The sequence below is a fragment of the Herbaspirillum sp. NPDC087042 genome (assembly GCF_044745245.1).
GTDB lineage: Bacteria > Pseudomonadota > Gammaproteobacteria > Burkholderiales > Burkholderiaceae_D > Herbaspirillum.
Map to the genome: position 1 here is coordinate 1 of NZ_JBIUZW010000027.1, position 14,162 is coordinate 14,162.

Below are 14,162 nucleotides of genomic sequence, written 5' to 3' on the forward strand. Positions count from 1 at the left end.
CCACCCCTTCCCATCCCGAACAGGACCGTGAAACGACTTCGCGCCGATGATAGTGCTGCAACCAGTGTGAAAGTAGGTCATCGTCAGGCTTGTTACTCCCAAGAACCCTCGTTACGTAAGTAGCGAGGGTTTTTGCTTTGGGGCGCCGATTTTGATGCGCTTACGTGTGTCTGGAGAGCCGGCTCCATCGCCTCCCGGAAATAACTAAATCGGTAAATCTACTTCTGCAGTTTCCATCAATCCGGCCAGCCTTGATGCTGTCGTCTGTCTACTATCTGACTGACCAGAGATCATGACCTGCCTACCTGTTTCCTTGGTTTTATACACAGGCTGCAAAGCAGGGCAGGCGCAGTTGATATCGTTGTTATGCACAAGGTCTAACAAATTCAGGACCTGATAGCCCTCGACTGACGATGAAATCGACATCCAGGACCGTGCAGGACTAATCTTATGCACAACGTTTCCCGCACAGCATAGAAAAGTTATTTTTATACACAGGCAAAAAAACTAACTATTCAAGCGCTGCAGGTCGATCGCCTCCGATGTATGCCTGAAAAAGGTAGGCAACAAAATGGCAGACAACAAAAAAGCCGGCTACGCCGGCTTTTTCATTTCATGCCAGCCACGCGATCAGCGGGCTGTTACGCACGGGCTTAGAACTTGTAAGCCACACGCGCCACGGCGAAGTTCACGCCGCCATTGGGTTCCTTGATACCGCCATTGGAGAAGTGCTGCAGGCGGATGCCCAGGTCCAGGCCATTGCTGAACACATAGCCGGCACCGATGTGGTCACCGAACTGGAAGGCGGTCGACAGTACCTTGTCGTTGTTGCGATAGAGCTTGGAGAACAGGTGGACACCGATACCGGCTTCGCCATAGAAGCCCTTGCCATCATCGCGCTGGAAGCGCAGCACCGGGGTCAGGCCCAGGTCGATCAGGTTGCCGCTGCTATTGGTGTTGTTGTAGTGATTCATCTGCCAGTCGGCCAGCGACAGATCCCAGTAGCCACCAATGTGAGTGCCGTTGGACTGCCAGAAATTCCAGTTCGGACCCCAGTTGAACTGAGCGCCGACACGGGCCAGCTGGGTGTTGTTGCCGGTACCGTATTCCAGCGACATGCCATCGATGGCATAGCTCGGGGACTGGATGGCGATGGCGGCAACGCCAGCGAATGCGATCTTGGCGACCAGGTTCTTCAATTTAGTCATGGATTGTCTTTCAACGCGTAAATAGTTTTGAAGGCTCTTTCTGCAGGATTCCGCGCGGATCTTGCTGTCCGCGATGCCGCGTTATTCTCTCATAATCATCACATTTGCATACTCGCGTGTCTGTTTTTGGCGCCGACGCCACAGTCGGCGGGTCAACACCGCGCCACGTCAGGGGCGATAGCTGTATTCGAGGCGACCAGCGACGTCCACTCGCACTGCCAGTACATGACCAGACAGCGGATATTGCGCCAGCTCAGCGTCGCTGCGTCCGTTGCGTCCGGTCGTGATATAGAGCGTGCGCAGGTCCGCGCCGCCGAAGGCCACCATGGTCGGGCAACGCGCCGGCAGGCGGATTTCCTGCAGGATCTCGCCTTCTGGCGACAGCCGCAGCACCCGTCCTCCCTCGAACATCGCACACCAGTACGCACCTTCGCTGTCCACCGCGGCACCATCCGGGCGACCGCCATAGTCAGGCGCGCTCTTGTCGCTGTCGAACTGGCGCAGCAAGCGGCAATTGCTGGTCTGCCCCGTGGCCAGGTCGTAGTCATAGACGTTGATCCGATGCGCGGGCGTATTGGAGTGATACATCAAGCGCTGATCCGGGCTGAATGCCACACCGTTGGAGGTGGTCACCGGGTGATGCGCGTCGCGCAGCACATTGCGCTCGAAGCAATACAGCGTGCCAGCTTCGCGATCACGCGGCTCATAGATGGTGCCGCACCAGAAACGGCCCGCCGCATCGCAGCGGCCATCGTTGAAGCGGATACGGGCGGTGTCATAGGGCGCCTCCAGCATGGGACTCAGCGCGCCGGTACCCGTGTGGAGATGGAACATGCCGGTGCGCAAGGCCACTACCAGTCCGCCCTGAGCATGCTTGACGATGCTGCCCGGCTCTTCCGGCATGTCCCAGCGCTGATGCTGCTGGCTATCCAGGTGCAGCCGGTGCACGGCTCGGCCGGGGATGTCGATCCAGTACAGTGCGCCTTCCTCGGCATGCCACAGGGGCGACTCCCCCAGCAGCATCGGGTCGGCGAAGGCAGATGTAACGGCGTCGAAGGCGGAGGAGGGGGCGGACATGAGCATTGCCTATAGGAACAAAGCGCTCATTATGCGCCGATGATATCGATTGATAAACCTGAACAGGACGCCGGGAGACCCCAGCCCGCGCCCAAGAAAAAACGGCATGCGCCAGGCATGCCGTTTTCGTGTGGCTGCGAGGTGCTCAGGGCAAGACTAACAAAACCGTCTCACCCGACTAAGCCCCGCTATCGACCTCAGTTAGACCAACCACCGTCGATCATGTGCACCGAACCGGTCGTGAAGTTGGACTCGTCCGATGCCAGGTACAGCGCCAGTGCCGCCACTTCCTCGGCCTTGCCGATACGTCCCATTGGCTGGCGTGCCACGAAGGCGGCGCGCACCTCATCTTCGCTCTTGCCGCTTTCCTTGGCCTGGGTGCTGATACGCTGGTTCAGCGACGGCGATTCGATGGTTCCCGGGCAGATCGCGTTGCAACGCACGCCTTGCGACACGAAGTCCGCTGCCACCGATTTGGTCAGGCCCACCACGGCAGCCTTGGACGCACCATAGGCGAAGCGGTTGGCCACGCCCTTCACGCTCGATGCGGCCGAGGCGATATTGACGATGGAGCCCGACTTCCTGGCCAGCATGCCCGGCAGCACCGCACGGATGGTGTGGAACATGGCCTTGGCATTGAGGTTGAAGGAGAAGTCCCAGGCCTTGTCATCGCACTCCAGGATATTGCCTGCGGCGACATAGCCGGCGCAGTTGAAGAGGACGTCGATGGTGCCAACGTCGGCCACCAGTGCCTTGATGGCGGCGTCATCGGTGACGTCCAGCAGGCGGGTTTCCACGCCGGCGATACCTGCCAGCGCCTCCAGGTGCTGCTTGCTGATGTCGGTGGCGATGACGCGTGCACCTTCGCGGGCGAACAGCTCGGTCGAGGCGCGGCCGATGCCTTGCGCGGCAGCGGTGATCAGTACGGTCTTGCCGGCGAGGCGGCCAGTGGATGCGGACATGCTTGTTCCTTTGCGTTAGATGAGTTTGCGTTGGGCCAGGTTCTTGAACAGGGCAGTCAGGCCGAAGGTCCATGGCGCCGTCTTGTCGCTGAAGTTGACCGTGTTGACCAGCGCGCCCAGCTTGCCGGTGGCGATCGTGACAACGTCGGCCACCTGGTGCGTGAAGCCCTGACCGGGACCGAAACGGTCCTGGGTCGGTGCGAACATGGTGCCCAGGAACAGGACCAGACCATCCGGATACTGGTGGTTGGGACCGATCGCATGTTCCACCAGTTGCAGCGGATCGCGGCTGATCATGGACATCGAGCTGCTGCCCTTGAGCGTGAAGCCTTCGGTACCATCGACCCGCATTGTAAGTTCGGCGCGGCGTACATCGTCAATTGAAAAGTTTGCGTCGAACAGGCGAATAAAAGGCCCGACCGCGCAGGAGGCGTTGTTGTCCTTGGCCTTGCCCAGCAACAGGGCGCTGCGGCCCTCGAAGTCGCGCAGGTTGACGTCGTTGCCCAGGGTGGCGCCGACCACCTTGCCACGGCTGTTGATGGCCAGCACGATCTCGGGTTCGGGATTGTTCCAGGCCGACTTGGGATGGATGCCCACTTCGTCGCCCAGGCCCACCGACGACATCGGCTGGGCCTTGGTAAAGATCTCGGCATCGGGGCCGATGCCCACTTCCAGATATTGCGACCAGACGCCCTGTTCCAGCAGCACTTCCTTCAGGCGCGCTGCTCCGGGCGAACCCGGTACCACGCTGGAGAGGTTGTCGCCGATGACTGCCGTGATGGCGCCACGCACCGATTCGGCTTTGCCGGCATCGCCACGGGCCTGTTCCTCTATCACGCGCTCCAGCATGCTGGCCACGAAGGTCACGCCGCTGGCCTTGACGGCCTGCAGGTCGATGGGCGCCAGCAGCCAGGGGCGCGAGGTGTCGCGACGGCTGGCATCGGCATTGTCGAGCAGCTCCTGCAGCGTGGCCACGCGGGTCATGTTGGTGGCCGCGCGTACGGCGGCGGCCGGGTTGTCCAGCTCCAGCAGTTGGCTGGAGGTGGCGGCGATCAGGGTCAGGTCATAGGCGCCGTCGGCGTCGATCTTCACCAGCACCGGGCCGACGCCCGGTTGCCATACGCGGCCGATCAGGGTGGCTTGGGCATGGTCTTCAGGCAGGTGCGCCTGGAGCGTATAGGTGTGTGCCATGTTATTGGATCCTTGTTGTTGAAGGCTGGCCCGGACGACTCGGGAAGCGGGCCAATAGATAAAAACTGCAAAGAGGGGGACGGACATCACCGCGGGCGAAGCACCCTCGATCGGGGAGGGGCAAGGATGCTTGGCCGGAGGATCGTCCGCATCGCCCGGCAAGCCGGGACGATGCGAAAGAACGAAAGAACAGCCGATCAGGTATAGACGCCGATATGCCAGGGCACGAACTCATCCTGGCCATAGCCGTGCAGCTCGCTCTTGGTCTTCTTGCCCGACGCGGTATCGAGGATCATCTGGAAGAAGCGCTGGCCGATCTCCTGCGGGCTCACATTGCCATCGGCGATTTCGCCGCAGTTGATGTCCATGTCTTCTTCCTGGCGTTGCCACAGCGCCGTATTGGTCGCCAGCTTCAGCGACGGCGCCGGTGCGCAGCCATAGGCCGAACCACGACCGGTGGTGAAGCAGATCATGTTGGCACCACCGGCGACCTGGCCGGTGGCCGAGATCGGGTCATAGCCCGGGGTATCCATGAAGACGAAGCCGCGCGCCGTGACCGTCTCGGCATACTTGTAGACGTCCACCAGATTGGTGGTGCCGCCCTTGGCCACCGCACCCAGCGATTTCTCCAGGATGGTGGTCAGGCCGCCGGCCTTGTTGCCGGCCGAGGGGTTGTTGTTCATCTCGGCATCGTTCTTGGCGCAGTACTCCTCCCACCAGGCGATGCGGGCCAGCAGCTTCTCGCCCACTTCCGGCGAGACCGCGCGACGCGTCAGCAGGTGCTCGGCACCATAGATTTCCGGGGTTTCCGACAGGATCGCGGTACCGCCATGTTTCACCAACAGGTCCACCGCCGCACCCAGTGCCGGGTTGGCCGTGATGCCCGAGTAGCCGTCCGAGCCGCCGCATTGCAGGCCTAGTGTCAGGTGCTTGGCCAAGACCGGCTCGCGCTTGATGTCGTTGGCCTTGGGCAGCATCTTCTTGATCTTCTCGATCCCCAGCGCCACCGTCTTGGCGGTGCCGCCGGTGCTCTGGATGGTGAAGGTGTGGAAGTATTCGCCTTCCTTGAGATTGTGGCTTTCCATCAGACCGGAGATCTGGTTGGTCTCGCAGCCCAGGCCCACCACCAGCACGGCGGCGAAGTTGGGATGCTTGGCGTAGCCGGCCAGGGTGCGGCGCAGGATCTGCAGCGGCTCGCCCAGCGAGTCGACCGCGCAACCGAGGCCGTGGGTCAGTGCGACCACGCCATCGATGTTGGGATAGTCGGCCAGCGCTTCGGGATGGATGTCGCGGCGGAAGTGGTCGGCGATGGCGCGCGCGGCCGTGGCCGAGCAGTTCACCGAGGTCAGCACGCCGATGTAGTTGCGCGTGGCCACGCGACCATCCGGACGCACGATGCCCATGAAGGTGGCCGGTTCGGCCACGAAGTCCACCGGCTTCACGTCGGCACCGAAGTGGTGCTCGCGCGAGAATTCGGCCATGGCCAGGTTATGGGTGTGCACATGCTGGCCGGGCGCGATCGCCTGGCTGGCCGTGCCGATGATCTGGCCATAGCGCTTGACCGGCTCGCCCACGGCGATGGCGCGGGTGGCCATCTTGTGACCGGCGGGAATGAGGCCTTGAACCTTCAGGCCGCCTTCCTCTTCCAGCACCGTGCCGGAGATGAGCTGCTGGCGGGCAATGACGACATCATCGACGGGATTCAATCGGATGACGGGAGAGATAGCTTTCATGATGATCTCGTTGAGAATCGTGGAGTGGTGCAGGCTGGCCGCAATCGCGGCGGGCGCATGCCCTGCGCGTGTGGCGCGGGGCATGCCGGGTTGTTACGGTTGCTTGAACATCAATTACTTACTTGGCCGCGAACTGCGACAGGTCAGGCATGGGGCTGCCCACCCATTGCTGGTAGATGCCGGACAGCTTGCCATTCTTCAGGTTGGTGGAAATCCAGTCGTTGAGCCACTTTTCCAGTGCCGGCTCACCCTTGCGCAGGCCGATGGCGTAGGGGATGTCCTTGATGGCGAACTTGGTTTCCAGGTTCTTGGACGGGTTCTGCTTGGCGATGGCCGAGGCCAGCGAGTTGGGCGTGCACAATGCATCGACCTGGCCGGAGATGATGGCCGCCGTCACCGTGGCATCGTCGTCGAAGCGCACGATGGTGGCGCCCTTGGGGGCCAGCGGCGTGAGCAGCGAATCCTGCATGTTGCCGCGGACCACGGCCACGCGCTTGCCGACCAGGTCATTCAAGGCCTTGATGTTCTCGCCCTTGGGCGCGGCCACCACGAATTGCGAGGCACCGTAGGGTTGCGAGAAGGCCACCACCTTCTGGCGTTCCGGGGTGATCGAGAAGGAGGCGATGACCATGTCAGCCTTGCCGGTCATCAGGAAGGGGATGCGGTTGGGGCCGGTGACCTGCACGATCTCCAGCTCCACGCCCATGTCCTTGGCCAGCAGGCGCGCGGTCTCGACGTCGGAGCCCTGCGGCTCCAGCTTGGCGCTGGTCATGCCGAAGGGAGGCGCGCCGAGGTCGATGGCGATCAGCACCTTCTTGCGTGCCTTGATGTCGGCCAGTGCGTCAGCGTGCGCGACCTGTGCGAAGCAGGCCAGGCCCAGCACGACGGCGGCTGCCTTGCGGGTGAAATTGAGCAGATTCTTCATGGGTGTCTCCTGAGTGGTTTATTTAAAAACTGCCTGGTAAAAACTAAATCCCTGCCTGCGTAAAACTTAGAGATCGCTGGACACGAACTTCTGCAGTTCGGCCGTCTTGGGATTGCTGAAGAGTTCGTCCGGTGGTCCGATCTCCCACACCTGGCCCTGGTGCATGAACACCAGCACATCGGCCAGCTTGCGGGCAAAGGCCATCTCGTGGGTGACCAGGACCATGGTCATGCCCTCGCGTGCCAGGTCTTCCATGACCTTGAGCACTTCGGCGGTCAGTTCGGGGTCCAGCGCCGAGGTCACTTCGTCGAAGAGCATCAGTTCCGGTGCCATCGCCAGCGAGCGGGCAATCGCCACGCGCTGCGCCTGGCCGCCGGAGAGCTGCTCGGGGTAGGCGTCCTTCTTGTTCTCCAGCCCCACCAGTTGCAGGACCTTGTGGGCGATCTTCCTGGCTTCATCGACCGACATCTTCTTGATGGTGGTCAGTGCCAGGGTGATGTTGCGCTCCACCGTCAGGTGCGGGAACAGGTTGTAGCTCTGGAAGACGATACCGACCTGCTTGCGCAGTTCGCGCAGGTTCAGCTTGTCGGGATGATGGATGTCGTGACCGCAGACCTTGATGTCGCCGGCATCCACTTTTTCCAGGCCGTTGAGGCAGCGCAGGAGCGTGCTCTTGCCCGAGCCGCTGCGACCGATGATGGCCACCATCTGGCCCTTCTGCACATCCAGCGAGACGCCGTTCAAGACCTTGTTGGTGCCGAAGCTCTTGTGCAGATCCTTGATCTTAACGATTGCTGACATTCAGTTTCCTTTCAAAGTGCTTGGACAGCGCCGACAGCGGGAAGCACAGGCAAAAATAGATGAGCGCCACGCAACCGAAGACGGTGAACGGCTGGAAGGTGGAGTTGTTGATGATCTGGCCGGCACGCGAGAGATCGACGAAACCGATCACCGAGGCCAGCGAGGTGTTCTTGACGATCTGCACCATGAAGCCCACGGTCGGCGGCGTGGCGATCTTGATGGCTTGCGGCAGGATCACCTTGGTCAATTGCTCGAAGCGGTTGAAGCCCAGGCACTCCGAGGCTTCCCATTGGGTCTTGGGCACCGCCTGGATGCAGCCGCGCCAGATCTCGCCCAGGAACGCGGCGCAGTAGATCGCAAAGGAAATCCCGGCCGCCACCAGCGGTGTCAGCTTGAAGCCGGCGATGGCCAGCCCGAAGTAGGACACGAACAGGATCACCAGCAACGGGATGCCCTGCACCACCTGGATATAGCCGCTGGCGATATTGCGCAGCAGGCGACTGGGCGAGACGCGCCACAGCGCGATCACGAAGCCGGCCACGCCACCGAAGACGAAGGCCACCAGCGAGAGCACCACGGTCCAGACGGCGGCCTGCAGCAGGTACTCGACGTGCAGGAAACTAAATGAATTCATCGCTGCTCCTCACAGGTTGGTGCCAAGCTTGCGCTTGCGCACGAAGGCCATCTGGCTGACCAGCCAGAACGCGCCACGGAACAGGAAGGACAGCGCCAGGTAAGCCACCGCGATGACCGCATAGACCTCGAAGCTGCGGAAGGTCTCCGACTGCACCAGGTTGGCGGTGGCGGTCAGTTCCTCGGCCGAGATCTGCGAGGTGATGCTGGAGGCCAGCATGAGCAGGATGAACTGGCTGGTCAGCGAGGGATAGACGCGTTCCACCGCCGGCAGCAAGACCACATGCCAGTAGACATGGAAGCGCGACATGCCCAGGCACTCGGCCGCCTCGATCTGGCCGGGGTGGATGGAGTTGATGCCGGCGCGCATGATCTCGGCGGTGTAGGCACCGACGTTGACGGTGAGGGCGATGACGGCCGCGGTTTCGGCGCTGAGCTTCCAGCCGATGCTGGCCAGGCCGAAGAACACCAGGAACACCTGCACCAGCAGCGGCGTGTTGCGGATGATCTCGACATAGGCCTTGACCAGTCCATGCACCAGCCAGTGCTGGCTCTTGTAGGCGATGGCGCACAGCGTGCCCAGCACGAAACCCAGCACGATGGACAGTGCCGAGAGCTGTACCGTCAGCCAGGCGCCCATGAGCAGGCGATCCCAGTTGGCGAACACGCTCATGAAATCGAATGTGTAGTTCATTGAGACTCCGGTAGAGCGACGGGGAAGGGCTAGGCGGGGTGGCGTTGTTGCGCTGCCGTGGCGCTCCGGGATGATGCGGGTGTGGTCATGCTGGTCTCCTTTGTGGTTTTCCTGAGGTGGCCTCTTCTGGATTGCTTGCGGGCCTGGTTGATGAATCCTTGATGCGCGATGTTGGCAGTCGCTACAGTGGCTTCACGCCGCCCGGCCGGAATGCGCTGGCCGCGCTGGCGATGCCGTTGACCAGCGGCGCGCCGAAATCGGGGATGCTGATCTCGAAGCTGTCGCCCGGCTGGGTGCGCACGCTGTAGGCGAAGGACAGGTTGGCCGCGCCCATGAAATGCGCATGCACATCACCCGGTCGCAGGAACTGCGCGTACTTGAAATGGTGGTACTCCAGGTTCTCGATGGCGTGGCACATGTTGTCCTGGCCGGTGAGGAATTCCTGCTCCCAGATCACGCGGCCATTGCGGCGGATGCGCGTCATGCCCACCAGGTGGGCCGGCGGCATGCCCACCAGCAGCTCCGGGCCGAAGGAACAATGGCGCAGCTTGGAATGCCCCTGGTACAGGTAGTTGCGGCGCTCCATCACATGGTCGGAGAACTCGTTGCCGATGGCGAAACCGAGGCGGCGCGGGCAGCCTTCGTCATCGATCACATACAGGCCGACGATCTCCGGTTCCTCACCACCGTCGAGGGCGAAATCGGGGCAGGGCAGGGGCTGGCCGGGGGCGACGATGACGCTGCCATCGCCCTTGTAGAACCATTCCGGCTGCACGCCCGCCTGACCGCTGGCGGGGCGACCCTCGGCGATGCCCCATTCCAGCATGACCTGGGTATCGGTCTTGTCCATCTCGTCGCTGTCGAGGCGGCGGTGCATCTTGTCGCGGGTGGAGGCGCTGCCCAGATGGGTGATGCCCGCGCCGGAGACCAGGCAATGGGCTGCGTCTTCATGGTCCAGCGGTGCCAGGATGCGTTCATCGGCCAGGATGGCGGCGTAGTCTTCGCCGGTACCGGTATTGAGCAACTGGGCCTGGCGTTCCAGGCCGCTGCCATTGCGCAGGGCCAGCAGCGCCAGTTCGCGCATGCTCGTCACCTGCGCCAGCCTCTGTACGCTGGTGCCGTTGACGATGCCGACATGGCGTGCGCCACTGTCATCCCTGTATTGAATCAGCCTCACCGGGTCTCCTTGTCTGCCGCCATGCCAGCGCAGCTCAGTGCGGGTCAGCTTGCAGGAGCAGGCCGGCGACCGGCGATCATTCGCACCTGGCAGGAAAATGCCTGGTGCCGCTGGCTGCTGGTGGCGCTGTCTCCTGAGCTTTTTTCACGCATCGACTTGGCGGGCCAATAGATGCGCTAGCATTGTGGTTTTTCCGGACCGACTATAAGAGGCAAGGGTAGCGATGTCTAATGAGCTTAATTCATCGGGTGATAACCAACTGACCGGGGGCGCGGAACTGCCCTCGGTGGGTTCCATCGTCAGCCGCCTGCGCTTTCGCCAGGTCGCCCTGCTGACGGCGCTCGACGAACAGGGATCGCTGCACAAGGCGGCCGAGGTCATGCACATGACCCAGCCGGCTGCCACCAAGGCCTTGCATGAAATGGAAGATGCCCTGGGCGTGACCCTGTTCGACCGCTCCCCGCGCGGGATCGAGGCCACCGAGCTGGGACGGTGCGTGATCCGCTATGCGCGCCTGATCCAGAGCGATGTGGCCAACCTGCGCGACGAGCTGCAGAACATGATCAGCGGGCGTGGCGGGCGTCTCTCCATCGGCACCATCATGGGCGCGGCCCCCTTCGTCACGCGCGCCCTGTCGCGCCTGCGCGAGATCCAGCCCGAGGTCTCCATCGAGATCAGCGAAGACACCAGCGCGCGCCAGCTGCTGCTGCTGGACCAGGGGCGTATCGATCTGATGATAGGACGCTCGTCGGTCAGCTCCCAGCCTAACCTCTACCATTACGAGATGCTGCGTGGCGAGCCCATGTGTATCGTCAGCGGCATCGACCATCCGCTGGCCACGGCCCAGAAGGTGCGCCTGCAGGAGCTGGCCGATGCGTCCTGGATCCTGTATTCCAGCAACATGCCCATGCGCATCTGGATCGAGCACGAGTTCAAGCTGGAAGGCGTGAAGGTGCCGGGTCATGTGATCGAGACGGCCTCGCCCTTCGTCACCATCACCCTGCTGGCGCAATCGAACATGGTGGCGGTGATGCCGCTGGATATCGCCCACTTCTTCGCGGCCAAGCAGATGCTGGGCATCCTGCCGGTGAACCTGAAGACCCGTATCGAGCACTATGGCATCGTGACCCGCAAGAACACCACCCTGTCGTCGCTGGCCAAGATGTTCATCCAGATCCTGCGCCAGCAAAATTGACCATCGGTATCATCGGCCCCACTCAGCCCGAACGGTTCTCAGGAAGATTGCATGCCCTCTTTAAGTTTTTTTACCGACTAGGGATTTTCCGGATGCCGGGCTGGCGCTTTTTCCTGTTAGCCTTCGTCTGCGGTCGGGGTGGCCGCATTTCTTCCGGTCGGTCTTCATGAATTTGCGTTACACGCGTGGTAGCACGCGCCCTGCTGCACAATTTCCTGCTTCTTCCAAGGTATCTGCGACGATCACGTCGCCGTTGGCGCGCAGCGTGCTGAGCTCGGTCTGCCTGGCTGCGGGCTTGCTGCTGGCCGGTTGCGCCGCCCAGAAGGCGGCTCCTTCGCCCGAGGCGCTCGCGCGCCAGGCACGGCTGGACCAGGCGTTGGCCTTGTTCTCGACCAACCAGGCGGGCGGATTGCCAGGTGGCTGGGAACCGCTGCTGTTTGCGCGCAAGAAGAAGCCCACCGAATACCAGCTGGTCGAGCAGGATGGCCGCACCGTCCTGCATGCGCGGGCCGACCAGGCTTCTTCCGGACTGCGCCACGCCGTCGATATCGACATCAACAAGAAGCCCTGGCTGAGCTGGAGCTGGAAGGCGGCTGGACTCATTCCCACGGCCGACCTGCGCTACCGGGAAACCGAGGATTCACCGGTGCGCATCGTGCTGGCCTTCGATGGCGATCATGACAAGCTCTCGCTGATGGATACCATCCTCTTCGATACCGCCAAGTTGCTGACTGGACATGAACTGCCCTATGCCACCCTGATGTATGTGTGGGAAAACCAGGCCCCGGTGGGAACCGTCATCGCCAACACCCGCACCGGCCGCATCCAGATGCAGGTGGTCGAGAGCGGGCCGGCCAACGTGGGGCAATGGAAGCATTACCAGCGCAATGTCGCCGAGGACTACGAGCGCATCTTCGGCGAGAAGCCGGGGCGCCTCATCGGCGTGGGTGTGCTGACCGATACCGACAACACCCTGCAGAAGATGGACGCCTGGTATGGGGATATCCGCCTGATGCGCGAGCCCGGAGAGACTCCATAACTATTTCCTGGTGGAAAAGTTAATGCTTGCAAGCCAGGCACTAACAAAATAGCCATGCAGGAAAGACAAGGCCCGCCGGCATGCGCCAGCGGGCCTTGTTGCTTGAGGTGGTTCTGCTGGTTCCGGCAGGCGCGTCAGACGCCGCGCCACCAGGTGGCTACATGGCCCCAGAAGCCCTTGGGGCCTTCCTCGAAGAGCCAGGGCTTTTCCCTCTTGAGGCGCTCGATGATTTCCTGCTCGGCCTTTTCCGACACATTGCCATAGGCACGGCCCAGCTTGAGCAGGGTACGCAGGGCGCCCAGTTTCTCGCGCGCGACCATGCCGGAGGCGTGCTCGATGGCGATCTGGGTCTCGCGCAGCTCCTGCAGCAGCGCATGCGCCAGCTGCGAGGCCGGGGTCTTGAGACGCTCCTGGACGATGGCGATATTGGTGGCCGAGGACTTGATCTGCGAGGCCAGCATATCGACCTGGGTTTCATCGCCCTTGGCCTGCTTGATGATGGCCGAGGCCCAGGCCCGGGAGGCATTGACCAGGTCGTCGGTGTTCCAGTCATGGCGCACCGCGATCCAGAAGCCGAAGTTGGCGGCCTGCTCGATCAGGATCTGCACCACGTCCGGGAATTCCTTGTCCATGGCACGTCTGGCCCAGGCGTACTGGCCAGAGAGCATGAGATGCTGCACGGCTTCCTCGGTGAGGAAATTGGTGTTCTCCGACAGCTTGGCCAACAGGTAGTTGTCGAAGGAGGGTTTGACGAAGCCGGAATCGATCTTGGTCGAAAGACGCACGAAGTTAACGTAGTCACGCTCCAGCGAGTCGTAGATCTCGTCCTTGAGGATGAGTTTGATTTGTTTCATGAGGCTTCCCCTCGGACCGGGTCCGATGTTGTCATGCCGGCAAATTCATGGGCCGGCGCGTGTTGGTCTTATCAATGAGTGCTGCCTGGAAACTTGTTATCGGTTTCCAGTACGGGAAACTTTATTGCCGCCTGTCACGGACTGCGCCTAGTAGGCGCGCAAGCCATAGCGCTGGCGGGTTTGCGCATCGGGGAGCAGTTCGTCGCGATAGAGCGCCCAGGCGGCATCGGCCCGGACCTTTACGCGGACCTGGCACTCCTTGCACAATTTGCCGGCCACGGAAGCCGCCAGCGCTTCCAGCCCGTTCGGGTCGATGACATAGACGTAACTTTCCTGTTGTCCCTGGCTACTCGCGCTGCCGGCATGGATGCTGCGCGTCTTGTGCGCAATCGCCGCGGCCACCGCATCGGCAATCGCATCCAGGCGATCCTGGTCGGACTGGGCGGGCAGGCCGTCGCTGCGGTCCGAGGCATAGCTCAGGCGGGTGACGACCACATAGGGAAAACCGGAGATGGGAAACTGGCGGCGCAAGCCCATGTCGACCCGGACCACCACCGGGTGGTCGGCATGCAGGGTTTCGTAGTTCCACCATTCGGCCTCCTGTTCTTGCGCCCGGCTTGCGCAGGATAGCAACAGCAACAGGGCCAGCAGCAGGGTGCGCATGGGCCTTCGC

General features: G+C 62.1%; 14 protein-coding genes. 2 read left to right on the forward strand and 12 right to left on the reverse strand.

Annotation, left to right across the window (positions count from 1 at the left end; genetic code table 11):
* Positions 1–653 precede the first annotated feature (653 nt).
* The 10 genes from ACIPHN_RS24450 to araD1 all read right to left on the reverse strand — a co-directional run bounded on the left by ACIPHN_RS24450 (position 654) and on the right by araD1 (position 10,401).
* Positions 654–1,208, reverse strand: coding sequence for an acyloxyacyl hydrolase (locus ACIPHN_RS24450; RefSeq protein ID WP_400441406.1), 555 nt, complete (start codon positions 1,206–1,208; stop codon positions 654–656).
* Between the two features lie 168 nt (positions 1,209–1,376).
* Entirely contained in the window at positions 1,377–2,285 is a 909-nt protein-coding gene (locus tag ACIPHN_RS24455) for an SMP-30/gluconolactonase/LRE family protein (protein WP_400441409.1), read from the reverse strand.
* A 197-nt stretch (positions 2,286–2,482) separates the two neighbouring features.
* On the reverse strand, positions 2,483–3,247 hold the full coding sequence (locus ACIPHN_RS24460; protein ID WP_400441411.1) for an SDR family oxidoreductase: 765 nt from the start codon (positions 3,245–3,247) through the stop codon (positions 2,483–2,485).
* A 15-nt stretch (positions 3,248–3,262) separates the two neighbouring features.
* Complete coding sequence (locus ACIPHN_RS24465; protein WP_400441414.1) at positions 3,263–4,438, reverse strand: fumarylacetoacetate hydrolase family protein; 1,176 nt, start codon at positions 4,436–4,438, stop codon at positions 3,263–3,265.
* Between the two features lie 197 nt (positions 4,439–4,635).
* A complete protein-coding gene (locus tag ACIPHN_RS24470) occupies positions 4,636–6,171 on the reverse strand; it encodes a UxaA family hydrolase (RefSeq protein WP_400441417.1) in 1,536 nt (511 codons plus the stop codon).
* A gap of 118 nt (positions 6,172–6,289) precedes the next feature.
* Positions 6,290–7,096 (reverse strand): transporter substrate-binding domain-containing protein, encoded by an 807-nt coding sequence (locus tag ACIPHN_RS24475; RefSeq protein WP_400441420.1) that lies wholly within the window; start codon positions 7,094–7,096, stop codon positions 6,290–6,292.
* 66 nt (positions 7,097–7,162) lie between these two features.
* Positions 7,163–7,897 (reverse strand): amino acid ABC transporter ATP-binding protein, encoded by a 735-nt coding sequence (locus tag ACIPHN_RS24480; protein ID WP_400441423.1) that lies wholly within the window; start codon positions 7,895–7,897, stop codon positions 7,163–7,165.
* Positions 7,881–8,531, reverse strand: a complete 651-nt coding sequence (locus ACIPHN_RS24485; protein ID WP_400441426.1) for an amino acid ABC transporter permease — start codon at positions 8,529–8,531, stop codon at positions 7,881–7,883. The genes ACIPHN_RS24480 and ACIPHN_RS24485 overlap by 17 nt, the downstream gene beginning before the upstream one ends.
* 9 nt (positions 8,532–8,540) lie before the next feature.
* Positions 8,541–9,224 carry an amino acid ABC transporter permease gene (locus ACIPHN_RS24490; RefSeq protein ID WP_400441429.1) on the reverse strand — a complete coding sequence of 228 codons (684 nt, stop codon included), beginning with the start codon at positions 9,222–9,224 and terminating at the stop codon, positions 8,541–8,543.
* A gap of 181 nt (positions 9,225–9,405) precedes the next feature.
* On the reverse strand, positions 9,406–10,401 hold the full coding sequence (gene araD1, locus ACIPHN_RS24495; protein WP_400441432.1) for an AraD1 family protein: 996 nt from the start codon (positions 10,399–10,401) through the stop codon (positions 9,406–9,408).
* Positions 10,402–10,624: 223 nt separating this feature from the next.
* Here araD1 and ACIPHN_RS24500 point away from each other — a divergent pair, with 223 nt between their 5' ends.
* Together ACIPHN_RS24500 and ACIPHN_RS24505 are read left to right on the forward strand one after the other, a co-directional pair.
* Positions 10,625–11,596: a LysR family transcriptional regulator gene (locus ACIPHN_RS24500; protein ID WP_400441435.1), complete on the forward strand. Its 972-nt coding sequence runs from the start codon at positions 10,625–10,627 to the stop codon at positions 11,594–11,596.
* Positions 11,597–11,861: 265 nt separating this feature from the next.
* The gene (locus ACIPHN_RS24505) at positions 11,862–12,635 is read left to right on the forward strand and encodes a DUF3047 domain-containing protein (RefSeq protein ID WP_400441438.1); all 774 of its coding nucleotides are present in this window, start codon (positions 11,862–11,864) and stop codon (positions 12,633–12,635) included.
* Positions 12,636–12,769: 134 nt separating this feature from the next.
* Here ACIPHN_RS24505 and ACIPHN_RS24510 read toward each other — a convergent pair whose 3' ends face one another.
* Positions 12,770–13,489, reverse strand: coding sequence for a DUF4088 family protein (locus ACIPHN_RS24510; RefSeq protein ID WP_400441441.1), 720 nt, complete (start codon positions 13,487–13,489; stop codon positions 12,770–12,772).
* A 147-nt stretch (positions 13,490–13,636) separates the two neighbouring features.
* Positions 13,637–14,152 carry a DUF695 domain-containing protein gene (locus ACIPHN_RS24515; RefSeq protein ID WP_400441444.1) on the reverse strand — a complete coding sequence of 172 codons (516 nt, stop codon included), beginning with the start codon at positions 14,150–14,152 and terminating at the stop codon, positions 13,637–13,639.
* Positions 14,153–14,162: the final 10 nt, after the last annotated feature.

Coding starts and splice junctions, on each gene's coding strand:
- ACIPHN_RS24450 (WP_400441406.1), bottom strand. CDS start 1,208: ATGACTAAATTGAAGAACCTGGTCGCCAAGATCGCATTCGCTGGCGTT.
- ACIPHN_RS24455 (WP_400441409.1), bottom strand. CDS start 2,285: ATGTCCGCCCCCTCCTCCGCCTTCGACGCCGTTACATCTGCCTTCGCC.
- ACIPHN_RS24460 (WP_400441411.1), bottom strand. CDS start 3,247: ATGTCCGCATCCACTGGCCGCCTCGCCGGCAAGACCGTACTGATCACC.
- ACIPHN_RS24465 (WP_400441414.1), bottom strand. CDS start 4,438: ATGGCACACACCTATACGCTCCAGGCGCACCTGCCTGAAGACCATGCC.
- ACIPHN_RS24470 (WP_400441417.1), bottom strand. CDS start 6,171: ATGAAAGCTATCTCTCCCGTCATCCGATTGAATCCCGTCGATGATGTC.
- ACIPHN_RS24475 (WP_400441420.1), bottom strand. CDS start 7,096: ATGAAGAATCTGCTCAATTTCACCCGCAAGGCAGCCGCCGTCGTGCTG.
- ACIPHN_RS24480 (WP_400441423.1), bottom strand. CDS start 7,897: ATGTCAGCAATCGTTAAGATCAAGGATCTGCACAAGAGCTTCGGCACC.
- ACIPHN_RS24485 (WP_400441426.1), bottom strand. CDS start 8,531: ATGAATTCATTTAGTTTCCTGCACGTCGAGTACCTGCTGCAGGCCGCC.
- ACIPHN_RS24490 (WP_400441429.1), bottom strand. CDS start 9,224: ATGAACTACACATTCGATTTCATGAGCGTGTTCGCCAACTGGGATCGC.
- ACIPHN_RS24500 (WP_400441435.1), top strand. CDS start 10,625: ATGTCTAATGAGCTTAATTCATCGGGTGATAACCAACTGACCGGGGGC.
- ACIPHN_RS24510 (WP_400441441.1), bottom strand. CDS start 13,489: ATGAAACAAATCAAACTCATCCTCAAGGACGAGATCTACGACTCGCTG.
- ACIPHN_RS24515 (WP_400441444.1), bottom strand. CDS start 14,152: ATGCGCACCCTGCTGCTGGCCCTGTTGCTGTTGCTATCCTGCGCAAGC.